The organism is Ramlibacter sp., assembly GCF_028291745.1.
Classification (GTDB): Bacteria; Pseudomonadota; Gammaproteobacteria; order Burkholderiales; family Burkholderiaceae_C; genus Ramlibacter.
In genome coordinates this window covers 22,191-32,891 of sequence record NZ_JAQGNQ010000025.1, presented here as the reverse complement: position 1 = coordinate 32,891, position 10,701 = coordinate 22,191, and the positions used below count along the sequence as shown (strand labels likewise).

Annotated in this window: 9 protein-coding genes and 1 pseudogene; 2 read left to right on the top strand and 8 right to left on the bottom strand. The window is 71.2% G+C overall.

Features of this window, described 5'->3' with window-relative positions; genetic code table 11:
• Positions 1–463, bottom strand: a pseudogene (locus tag JWP60_RS04100) (hypothetical protein); the annotation flags it as partial.
• Here JWP60_RS04100 and JWP60_RS04095 point away from each other — a divergent pair.
• Positions 437–1,285: a hypothetical protein gene (locus JWP60_RS04095; protein ID WP_299786646.1), complete on the top strand. Its 849-nt coding sequence runs from the start codon at positions 437–439 to the stop codon at positions 1,283–1,285. The pseudogene JWP60_RS04100 and the gene JWP60_RS04095 sit on opposite strands and share 27 nt — an antisense overlap.
• 175 nt (positions 1,286–1,460) lie before the next feature.
• On the opposite strand, the gene JWP60_RS04090 is transcribed toward JWP60_RS04095, so the two are convergent.
• From JWP60_RS04090 to hemC, 4 genes are read right to left on the bottom strand one after another with little or no spacing between them, the layout of a single operon-like run.
• Positions 1,461–2,714: a heme biosynthesis HemY N-terminal domain-containing protein gene (locus JWP60_RS04090; protein ID WP_299786645.1), complete on the bottom strand. Its 1,254-nt coding sequence runs from the start codon at positions 2,712–2,714 to the stop codon at positions 1,461–1,463.
• Between the two features lie 6 nt (positions 2,715–2,720).
• Positions 2,721–3,803 carry a uroporphyrinogen-III C-methyltransferase gene (locus tag JWP60_RS04085; RefSeq protein ID WP_299786644.1) on the bottom strand — a complete coding sequence of 361 codons (1,083 nt, stop codon included), beginning with the start codon at positions 3,801–3,803 and terminating at the stop codon, positions 2,721–2,723.
• Positions 3,800–4,555 carry a uroporphyrinogen-III synthase gene (locus JWP60_RS04080; RefSeq protein WP_299786642.1) on the bottom strand — a complete coding sequence of 252 codons (756 nt, stop codon included), beginning with the start codon at positions 4,553–4,555 and terminating at the stop codon, positions 3,800–3,802. Before JWP60_RS04080 ends, JWP60_RS04085 begins: the two co-directional genes overlap by 4 nt.
• An 8-nt stretch (positions 4,556–4,563) precedes the next feature.
• Positions 4,564–5,466, bottom strand: coding sequence for a hydroxymethylbilane synthase (gene hemC / locus JWP60_RS04075; RefSeq protein WP_299786640.1), 903 nt, complete (start codon positions 5,464–5,466; stop codon positions 4,564–4,566).
• A gap of 74 nt (positions 5,467–5,540) precedes the next feature.
• Between hemC and ppc the strand changes: the two genes are divergently transcribed.
• The gene (gene ppc / locus JWP60_RS04070; RefSeq protein WP_299786638.1) at positions 5,541–8,339 is read left to right on the top strand and encodes a phosphoenolpyruvate carboxylase; all 2,799 of its coding nucleotides are present in this window, start codon (positions 5,541–5,543) and stop codon (positions 8,337–8,339) included.
• 90 nt (positions 8,340–8,429) lie between these two features.
• Here the strand turns inward: ppc and JWP60_RS04065 are convergent, their stop codons facing one another.
• Genes JWP60_RS04065 through JWP60_RS04055 form a run of 3 tightly spaced genes read right to left on the bottom strand, consistent with a single transcriptional unit; the run spans position 8,430 to position 10,677 of the window.
• Entirely contained in the window at positions 8,430–8,693 is a 264-nt protein-coding gene (locus tag JWP60_RS04065; protein WP_299786636.1) for a DUF3297 family protein, read from the bottom strand.
• A gap of 15 nt (positions 8,694–8,708) precedes the next feature.
• Entirely contained in the window at positions 8,709–9,893 is a 1,185-nt protein-coding gene (locus tag JWP60_RS04060) for an AI-2E family transporter (protein WP_299786634.1), read from the bottom strand.
• 46 nt (positions 9,894–9,939) lie between these two features.
• Positions 9,940–10,677 (bottom strand): LytTR family DNA-binding domain-containing protein, encoded by a 738-nt coding sequence (locus JWP60_RS04055; RefSeq protein ID WP_299786632.1) that lies wholly within the window; start codon positions 10,675–10,677, stop codon positions 9,940–9,942.
• Positions 10,678–10,701 lie beyond the last annotated feature (24 nt).

Below are 10,701 nucleotides of genomic sequence, written 5' to 3'. Positions count from 1 at the left end.
GCGTGGCGAAGGCCAGCAGGCGCGCGGCGAGGGCCAGCAAGGCCGGCGCGAGCGCGGTGAGCGGGGTCGTGGCGACGGCCGTGGCGATGGCCGCGGTGAAGGCCGTGAGCAGCGCGAGCCGCGCGAGCCCCGTGAAGGGCGCGAAGCGCGCGAGGGCCGCGAGCCGCGTGAAGGCCGCGAGCCGCGCGAAGCGCGTGAGGGTCGTGAAACTCGTGAGCCGCGTGAACCTCGTGAGCCGCGTGAACCTCGTGAAGTGCGCGAGCCGCGCGAAGCGCGTGAGGGACGCGAAGCCCGCGAGCCGCGCGAAGTGCGTGAGGTGCGCGAGCCGCGTGAACCACGCGAGGGCCGCGACGACCGCGAACCGCGCGAAAGCCGCGACCGTTTCGAGGCGCGCCAGCGCCGCGAAACCGAACGGCAGGCGGAAGCCGACCGTGCGGTGCTGGATGGCCGCCCGCCCGAGCAAGGCGAGCAGCCGCTGCCGACCGAGGTCGCTGGTGGTGAAGGCGTCGCTCCCGAGCAGCGCCAGGACCGTCCGCCGCGGGGCGAACGGGGCGGCCGCGGCGAACGCGGCGAACGCGGCGAGCGCCGCGAGCGCGGCCCGCGCGAGGAGTGGCAGGCCGAGGTTGGTGCCGACGCGCTGGCCGGCGCTGCCGGTTCGGTGGGCGCGCTGACCGAGCCGGCCCCTGCGCAGGCGATGCCGGCCGCCGATCCGGTGCTGGAGTCGCACACGCACTTCGACGACGGCCGGGAGACGAATGCCGAGGGCGCGGAAGGCGACGGCCGCCGCGACCGCCGCTCGCGTGACCGCTATGGCCGTGACCGCCGTGAACGTGGCGAGCGTGCCGAGCGCCCCAACGGCGAGGCCGTGGCTGTCGGCGCCGAGGTGTCCGCGGCGGAGCAGGAGGTGTTTGCCGGCAACGCGCCCTTGCCCGAGGAGCACCATGCCTCGGCCACGCCAGCGCAGCCGCAGCAGCCGCAGCGTCAGCAACCGCCGGTGCAAGCAGCGCCGGTGGCCGCTGCAGCAGCGATGGACACGCAGCACGTGCCGCGCGTTCAGGCTTTCCGCCTGCCGATCGATGACCTGAAGAACGTCGCCGAAGGCTCGGGGCTGCAGTGGGTGCTGTCGGATGCCGACAAGATCGCCGCCGCGCAAGCCGCGATGGCGGCCGAGACCAAGCCCGTGCACGTCCCGCGCGAGCGGCCGCCGGTGGCCGAAAGCCAGGAAGGCCCGCTGGTGCTGGTGGAGACCAAGCGCGACCTGCGCAACCTGCAGTTGCCGTTCTGAGCGGCCGCATGCGGTGAGAAAAGGGCGCCCTCGGGCGCCCTTTTTGTTGGGTCTTACCCCCTCCCACTGCGGGGCAGGTCTGGGGTGGGGGCGCTCCGGCCGGCGCGTGCGCGCAGCGCCGCCATCCCAGCCTTCCCCCGACGGGGGAAGGAGCAAGACCGGCGAGCCGTCGGGCCTACTCCCCCGCCGCCCTCTTCCACGCCACCGCCGCCGCCGACGCGTCTTCGCGCTGCTCTGCCAGTTCGGCCAGTGCGCGCCACGCGGCGCGGTGCAGCTTGGCGTCCTGCAGGCCCAGTGCCGCTTGCGTCAGCAGCTGCTGCGCCTTGCCCCACAACTGCCGCTTCATGCAGGCCATGCCGGCCAGGTATTGCAGCGTGGCGTCGCGCGGGTTTGCCTTCTGCGCCGCCTCGATGCGGGCGAGCCAAACCGCGTCGAGGGATTCCATGCCCTCTTCCAGCGCGCACACCAGCTTCACCCGCAGCGTGTCGCCCAGGTCGGCTTGCGCCTCCCACACCGGCAGCAGCCAGTCGCGCGCGAGCCGCGCATCGCCACGCAGCGAGGTGAGGCGTTGCGCGCCGTGGATCGCCACTTCGGGGATCAGTCGCTCGGCCGGCTCCAGCGTGTTCCAGGCGCGCTGCAGTTGCGCGGTGTCGTAGGCGCCATTGAGCAGGTCGACCGCCAGGCCGCGCACGATGGTGCGTGCCGCCACCGGTGAGAAGGCATGGTGCTTGGCCAGCAGCCGCGCAGTCTCGAGCGCCTCCAACGGCTTGCCCGCCTGGCGCGAGGCGCGCAGCCGCGTGCGCAGGGCCAGCGTGCGCCGGCCGGCGCCCAGCGGCAGGGCGTGCAGGGCCCGCATCGCGGCCTCGGGCTCGCGGTCCTCCAGCGCCCAGCGGGCGGCCCGCAACAGCGCGCCATCGCGGGTCTCCTGCGCGTCGCGCGCCGAGGCCTGCTCCAGCGCCAGCTGCAGGTGCTCCTCGCGGGCCGCGCGGTCCTGCAGCGCCTGCGCGGATTCGGCGGCCAGCAGGTGGGCGATCGCGCGCAGCTGGCTGGCGTTGGCCGGCCGTTGGCGCGAGGCGCTGAGCGACGCCTCCTGCGCCAGCACGTCTTCGGCGGACGTGCGGGCACGGATGTAGCGGCCGGCCAGCAGGTGCGACAGCGCCTCCAGCAGCGATGCGTGCATCGCGCGTTCCTTCTGCTGGGTGCGCCAGCGCAGCGCCTGCCGCGGCAGCTCGAACAGCGCCGACAGCGCCCCCATCGCCGTGTGCACGACGAAGAACGCCGCCAGCAACAACAGCAGCACGAGATTGAGCGACAGGTCGATGCGATAAGGCGGCCAGAACAGCGTGACCGAGCCCTGGTTGTTGCCCGCGAACAGGGCCACCGCCGCCGCGATGGCGAACAGGACCAGGAGCCAGAGCGCCGCCCGCATGCCCGCCTACTTTCCGGCCGCGGCCGTTGCCAGCGCGGCCAGCGTGTCCTCGATGCGCGGCAGCTCCGCGATGCGCACTTGCGCCTGCACCTGCTGCAGCTGGCCGGCCACGGCCTGCGTGCGGCGCGAAGTGCCATCGAAATACTTGGCCAGCGCGGCGCTCGCCGTCGCCACGTCGGAGCGCGCGGAGTCGCTCTGGCGCGCCAGCAGCGAAAAACGCGCGTTCAGCAGCTTGAGCTTGAGGTTCTCGCGCAGGAAGAAAGCCTGGTCGGGGGCCAGCAGCACGGCGTCGGGTTCGTCGATGCGGCTCACGCGGACCAGGCCGCGCGCGTCTTCCAGCACGGCGTCACGCCAGCGCTCCCACCAGAGCGCGGCCGTCGTCGCGGCTGGCTTGCGGGGCACGGCCTTCAAGGTCCGCGCGGGCACGGCATTGGCGAGCGGGAGTTCGTCGACCTGGCGCACCATCTCGTCGAGGCGCGCGAGCAGCCCGGGCACGTCGGTCACCGGTGCCGAGCGGATGCGGTCGACGTCACGCGCGATGGCGGCCCGCACGCGGGCGAGCCGCGGCTGCGCGGCGCGCGCCAGGCGCTGGTCGGCGGTGCGCAGCGCCGCCAGCAGCGGCTCGGCACTGCCGGTGAGCTGGGTCTGCTGCTGGGCCAGGCGCAATGCCGACTCGACGTCGACGACCAGGTTCTCGTCGCGCGAGCGCGAGAGGCTTTGCATCAGGTCCTCGAGCTGGCTGCGCTGCAGCGAGACCTCGGACAGGCGCTGCTCCAGCACGGCCTGGCGGGCGACCGCATCGCGGGCGACGTCCTGCGCCTGGCGAGCCAGCGTTCGCGCCTCGATGGCGTTCGCGCCGGTGTCCGCGCTCTGGCGCGCCAGCTGCTCCTGGATGGCCGACAGGCGCTGCCACAGCATCACGCTGGAGAGCAGCGCCACGCCGGCGATCAGCGCCAGCGCGAACAGCGTGGCGCGCGAGACGGTGGCGGCGCGCACCGATCCCGGCACGAACGGCGGCGCGGCCGGGGCAGGTGCCGGCAGCACCGACGCCAGCTCGGGCGAAGGCGGCGCGGGAGGCAGAGAACTCATCGACGGGATTCTATCGACGCGACCACTTCCTCATATCCAGGCCGGGATGCTTGCACCGTGCCGAAGCCGAGCGCACGCACCGTCTCGGCGATGCGCGGATGGGTGGCCAGCGCCCGCGCCTGCGACCAGTCCTGCTGCGGCAACAGCTGTGCCAGGTTGCCGCCGGCTTCCGAACTGCTGAAGAGCCACAGCGAGCCGTCGACGGCGCAGCGCCCGGCCTGCGCGCGTTCCTCGTCACCCCAGGCAGGCAACGCACGGCGATAGGCAACGACCGTGTCGACGACAACCCCGCGCGCAGCCAATTGCTGCGCCAGCCATTCGCGGCCCTGGCTGCGGCCTTGCGCATCGGCGCCGCGCACCAGCAGCAGGCGATCGCCCGCGTGCAATTGGGCGCCGACCTGCTGCCAGAGGCTTTCCGAATCGAACTGCTCGGCATCGTCGGCTGGCGCATCGATGCCGGCGGCCGGCACGCCCGCGGCGCGCAGCGCATCGCGCGTGGCCGGCCCGGGCGCCCACGCGCGCGGACCGGCGAAATCGGGGTGCAAGGCGAAGAAGCCCTGCACCGCATTGGCGCTGACGAACATCACTGCGCGGTAATCGCGCAACGCGCTTGCGGCTTGCCGCAAGGGCTGGGGATCGAGTGGCGGGCCTATCGCCAGCAGCGGCAGCACGATCGTGTCGTGCCCACGCTCACGCAAGCGCGCGGCCCAGCGTGCGGCCTCGGGCTGCGGCCGCGTGACGACCACGGCCATCGTCACCTTCAGTGCGCGCCGCCAGCGCGCAGGCGGGCCGCAACCGCTTCGCCCAGGGCCGCAGCCTGTTCGAGGTCCGCGATCACGCCGGCGCCGCGGGCGCGTACCAGCACGCCGGCCTGGTCGGGGTCACCCCAGGCTGCTTGCAACTGCAGGTACTCGCCGTCGAAATGCGCGTGGGCGGCCAGCGGCATCGAGCAGCTTCCTCCCATGCTGCGGCTCACCGCGCGCTCGGCGGCGACGCACAGCCAGGTGGACTGGTGCGCGAAGGGCGCCAGCGCCGCGGCCACTTCGGGGCGCTCGCTGCGCGTCTCGATGCCCAGCGCGCCCTGCCCTGCGGCGGGCAGCATCTCGCTCGGCTCGAAGATGCGACGGATGCGGCTGGCCAGGCCAAGCCGCTTGAGACCGGCGGCGGCCAGCACGATCGCGTCGTAGCCGCCGTCATCGAGCTTGCGCAGGCGTGTATCGAGGTTGCCCCGCAGCGGTTCGATCCGCAGGTCCGGCCGCAGCGCGCGCAGCAGCACCGTGCGACGCAGACTGGACGTGCCCACCACCGCGCCTTGCGGCAGCTCCGACCACTGCGCGTACCGAGTGGAGACGAAGGCGTCGCGCGGATCCTCGCGTTCCAGCACGCAGGCCAGCACGAAGCCGGGCGGCAGGTCCATGGGCACGTCCTTGAGCGAATGCACCGCGAGGTCGGCCCGGCCTTCCTCGAGCGCCACCTCGAGCTCCTTGACGAACAGGCCCTTGCCGCCGACCTTGCTGAGCGAGCGATCGAGGATCTGGTCGCCGCGGGTGGTCATGCCGAGCAGGGCGACCTGGTGGCCGCGCTGCGCGAGCAGGGCCTGCACGTGTTCGGCCTGCCACAGGGCCAGCCGGCTTTCGCGCGTGGCGATGGTGAACTGGCTCACGTCGTAACCCGCTTGTTGTTCGGTGGAGGAAAGTCGATGCTAGCATTCCCCGATTCCCCCAACGGAAAGCCTCGATGCCGCCCTCCGAGCAGCCGCCCGCGCGGCGTGCCAAGGACAACGAACGCCCCCTGGTCGAAGACATCCGCCTGCTGGGACGCCTGCTCGGCGACGTCATCCGCGAGCAGGAAGGCGTCGACACCTTCGACCTGGTCGAGCGCATCCGGAAACTGTCGGTGTCGTTCCGCCGTCACCAGGATGAGGCGGCCAACCGCGAGTTGAAGAAGCTGCTGAAGGGCCTCTCGGGGGACGAGGCGGTCAAGGTGATCCGCGCCTTCACCTATTTCAGCCACCTGGCCAACCTGGCGGAAGACCGGCACCACATCCGCCGCCGCCAGGTACACGAACGGGCGGGCGACACGCAGGAGGGCAGCATCGAGGTGGCGCTGGCCCGCCTGCGCTGGGCCGGCATCAGCGCCAAGGCGGTGGCGCAGACGCTCGCCCACAGCTATCTCTCGCCCGTGCTGACCGCGCACCCCACCGAGGTGCAGCGCAAGAGCATCCTCGACGCCGAACGCGACCTCGCGCGCCTGCTGGCCGAACGCGACGAGATCCGTGCCCGCGCGCAACCGCGCGACGCGCTGGCCCCGCGCGAGCTGGCGGCCAACGAGCTGCAGATGCGCGCCCGCGTGCTGCAGCTGTGGCAGACGCGCTTGCTGCGTTTCACCAAGCTCACGGTGGCCGACGAGATCGAGACGTCCCTCAGCTACTACGAGGCGACCTTCCTGCGCGAGATCCCCAAGCTCTATGCCCAGCTCGAACAGGAGCTGGGACAGCACCCGGTGGCGAGCTTCCTGCGCATGGGGCAGTGGATCGGCGGCGACCGCGACGGCAATCCCAACGTCAGCGCGGAGACCCTGGTCTACGCGCTGCGGCGGCAGTGCGAAGTCGCCGTGCGCTATTACCTCACCGAGCTGTTCCGCCTGGGCAGCGAGTTGTCGCTCTCCGCGCTGCTGGTGCAACTGACGCCCGCCATGCGCGCGCTGGCCGAGAGCTCGCCGGACACCAACGAGCACCGGCTGGACGAGCCCTATCGCCGCGCGGTCACCGGCATGTATTCACGGCTGGCCGCCACCCTGAAGGAATTCACCGGCGGCGAGGCGGCGCGCCATGCGGTGCCGCCGCAGAACCCCTACCTGAGCGCGGAAGACTTTCTCGCGGACCTGCGCATCATGCGCGACTCGCTGCTCGCGCATCACGGCGGCGCCCTCGTGCAACAGCGGCTCAAACCGCTGATGCGGGCGGTGGAGGTGTTCGGCTTTCATCTGGCCACGGTGGACCTGCGGCAGGTCTCCGAGCAGCACGAGCAGGTGGTGGCCGAACTGCTGTCGGTCGCCCGCGTGGAGGGCGACTACCGCGCGCTGGACGAAGCGGGCAAGCGCGCGGTGCTGCTGCGGCTGCTTTCGGACGCGCGGCCCCTGCGCGTGCTGGGGCACGACTACAGCGAGCACGCGCGCAAGGAACTCGCGATCTTCGAGGCGGCCTTGCAGATGCGACGGCGCTACGGCACGGAAGCCATCCGCCACTACATCATCAGCCACACCGAGGCGGTGAGCGACCTGCTGGAAGTGATGCTGCTGCAAAAGGAAATCGGCCTGCTGCGCGGAACGGTCGATGACAACGCAACGATCGACCTGATCGTCGTGCCCTTGTTCGAGACCATCGAGGACCTGCGCAATGCCGCGCCCATCATGCGCGACTTCTATGCGCTGCCCGGCGTGGCCAGGATGATGCAGCGCTCGGGCGCCGAGCAGGACATCATGCTGGGCTACAGCGACAGCAACAAGGACGGCGGCATCTTCACCAGCAACTGGGAGCTCTATCGCGCCGAGATCGCCCTGGTGGCGCTGTTCGACGAGTTGGCCAACACGCACAACATCCAGCTGCGCCTGTTTCATGGCCGCGGCGGCACGGTGGGCCGCGGCGGCGGACCGAGCTACCAGGCGATCCTGGCGCAGCCCCCGGGCACGGTGCGCGGGCAGATCCGCCTCACCGAGCAGGGCGAGGTGATCGCCTCCAAGTACGCCAACGCGGAAATCGGCCGGCGCAACCTCGAGACACTGGTCGCCGCGACCCTCGAGGCCACCCTGCTGCAGCCCACCAAGACCGCCCCCAAGGCTTTCCTGCAGGCAGCCGAGACGCTCTCGCAGGCCAGCATGAAGGCGTACCGCGCGCTGGTGTACGAAACGCCGGGTTTCGCCGACTACTTCTTCCACGCGACGCCGATTCGCGAGATCGCGGAACTGAACATCGGCTCGCGGCCGGCGGCGCGCAAGGCCAGCCAGCGCATCGAGGACCTGCGCGCGATCCCCTGGAGTTTCAGCTGGGGCCAGTGCCGCCTGACGCTACCCGGCTGGTTCGGCTTCGGCTCCGCCGTCGAGGTTTTCCTGGCCGCCGGCGAGCGCAAGGAGCAAGCGGCGCTGCTGCAGAAGATGTACCGGCAGTGGCCCTTCTTCCGCGCGCTGCTGTCGAACATGGACATGGTGCTGGCCAAGAGCGACCTGGCCCTGGCCTCGCGCTACGCCGAACTCGTGCCCGATGCGCGCCTGCGCCGGCGCATCTTCGGGGCGATCGAGGCGGAGTGGCAGCGCACGGTGGATGGGCTGGCGCTGGTCACGCTCGAAAAGCAGCGCCTCGCCAGCAACCCCGCGCTCGCCCGCTCGATCCGCCATCGCTTCCCGTACATCGACCCGCTGCACCATCTGCAGGTGGAACTGGTGCGCCGATGGCGGCAAGGGGACGCCGACGAGCGCGAACGGCGAGGGATTCACCTGGCGATCAATGGCATTGCGGCGGGCTTGCGCAACACGGGCTGATGGATTCACTCCCTCCCCCTCCGGGGGAGGGCTGGGGTGGGGGCGCTCCCGCGTGGATTGCGGGTCAAGCCCGCAATGACATGCGCTTTTTCATGCGGCAGGCGGGTCCCGGTAGAACGCCTCGACCTTGCCCTTGAGCTTGAGCATCAGCGGCTGCCCCTTGCGATCCACGGTCTTGCCGGCCGGGACCTTCACCCAGCCTTCGCTGATGCAGTACTCCTCGACGTCGTGGCGCTCGGTCCCGTTGAAGCGGATGCCCACGTCGTGCGTGAACACCTCCTTCACGTGATGCGGGCTGCGCGGGTCGGCGGAGAGGTGGTCCGGCAGGGGCGGACGTTCGGCGGCTTCGTTCATGGCGCCATTGTCGCTTCAGGTCCCCAGCAATTCCCCGACCGGCTTCAGATGATCGACGCGGTCGCACACCGCCTTGACCGCCATCAGGATCGGCATGCCGAGCAGCAGGCCCCACACGCCCCACAGCCAGCCCCAGGCCAGCACGCCCACGAAGACGGCGACGGCGTTCATGCGCGTGGCCTTGCTGGTGGCCCAGGGCACCAGCACGTAGCCCTTGAGCGTGTCGATCACCAGCGAGCTGCCGCCCACCAGCAGCGCCATGTTGGCCTCGCCCCCGAACTGCAGGAAGGCGACCAGCGCCGAGCCGACGGTGATCGCGATGGGCCCGACGTAGGGCACCAGGTTCAGCACGCCCGCGGCCACGCCCCACACCGCCGCGTGGTTCACGCCCAGGACCGCGAAAACCAGGCCGGTCAGCACGCCCGTGCCCACGCTGGCGAGCAGTTGCACCAGCAGGTAGCGCTGCATCTGCGCGTTGATCTCGTCGAGCGCCTGCACGGTCAATTTCTTTTCGGTCAGCCCCGGGCCGGTGATCTTCACCAGCTTGCGCCGGTAGGTGTCCCCCGCGGCCAGCATGAAGAAGGTCAGGCAGGTGACGATCACCGTCTGCCCGATCACCGTGGCCAGGCCGACGCCGCCGGTCCAGAGGTGGTCGCGCAGGTCGAAGCGCGGCTTGTCGACGATCACGTGGGCCACGGCGCCCCGCGGGGTCGGGCCCGACGTGTTGCTGCCCGCCTCGTCGGCGGCGCGCTGGAGTTCGGCGGCCGCCTTCTGCACGGACTCGAGCGTGGAGTCGGCCGCCTTCGGGTCGCGCCGCACCGAGTCACGCACCTTGCGCGCCGCATCGGGCAGCGAGGAGATCAGCTCGTTGGCGTCGTCGGCGAGGGAGTAGGCGGCCGCACCGGCGCCTCCCAGGATCGCGAGGATCAGGACGGCGGCGCTGACCGAGCGCGGGACGTGCGCGCGCCGCTGCAGCCAGTCGACCAGCGGCGACAGTGCATAGCTGAAGACCAGCCCCAGCATCAGCGGGATGAAGAAGGCGCTCGCCCAGCGCAGCACGGCCAGGATGGCCAGCACCATCAGCACGCCCAGCGCGATGTTGCGCACGTCCACCGGCATGTGCAGGAGCACCTTGGGGGAGGCGCCCGGGTCGACCGGGGTGCGGGGGAGATCGTCGCTGTCGGAAGGATCGGGACTCACGGTTCTTTCTGCATTCCTGGGAGTACCCAATGCCTCGGGATTCGATTCAACTCGCCAGTGCCTCCCGCACTGCGCTCAGCTGCCGGCGCGAGACCGACAGCGATTCGTCGATGCCGTTCAGCCGCACCGCCCAGCCCTCGCCCTCCTCGGCGTCGAAGTGCTTTTCGAGCGCCCGCACGGCGCGCCGCGAGACCAGCGCGTTGCGATGAACCCGCAGGAACTGCGCACCGTGCTTGTCCTCGAGCTCGCTCAGCGAGCCGTCCAGAATATAGCTTCTCGAGGCCGTGCGGACCGTGATGTATTTCAGTTCGGCCTTGAAATACAGCACCTCCGTGACCGGCACCCGCTCGGTGCGGCCGCGGTCCTGGATCACCAGCACTTCCTGCTCGGGCTCCGCGCCGCCGGCGCGCCCCTGGCGGACCTTGTCGACCCGCGAGAGCGCCGCCTGCAGACGCTCGAGCCGCACCGGCTTGGTCAGGTAGTCGACCGCTTCCAGCTCGAAAGCGCTGACCGCGTGCTCCGCATAGGCCGTGACGAAGACCACGGAGGGCGCCTCGGGGAGCGTGCGCAGCACCTGCGCCAGGGCCAGGCCATCGGCGCCGGGCATGTGGATATCGAGCAGCACGGCGTCGAAGCTCTGTCGTCGCAGATGCTCCATGGCCTGGGCGGCGTTGGCCGCCTCGGCAGCCACTTCGGCCAGCGGCGACTTGCAGTCCGCCAGCAGCGTGCGCAAGCGCGAGCGCGCGAGCGGCTCGTCATCGACCAGGAGCATCTTCAGGCCCATTGTTGTCCTCCGTCATTGCGGGCC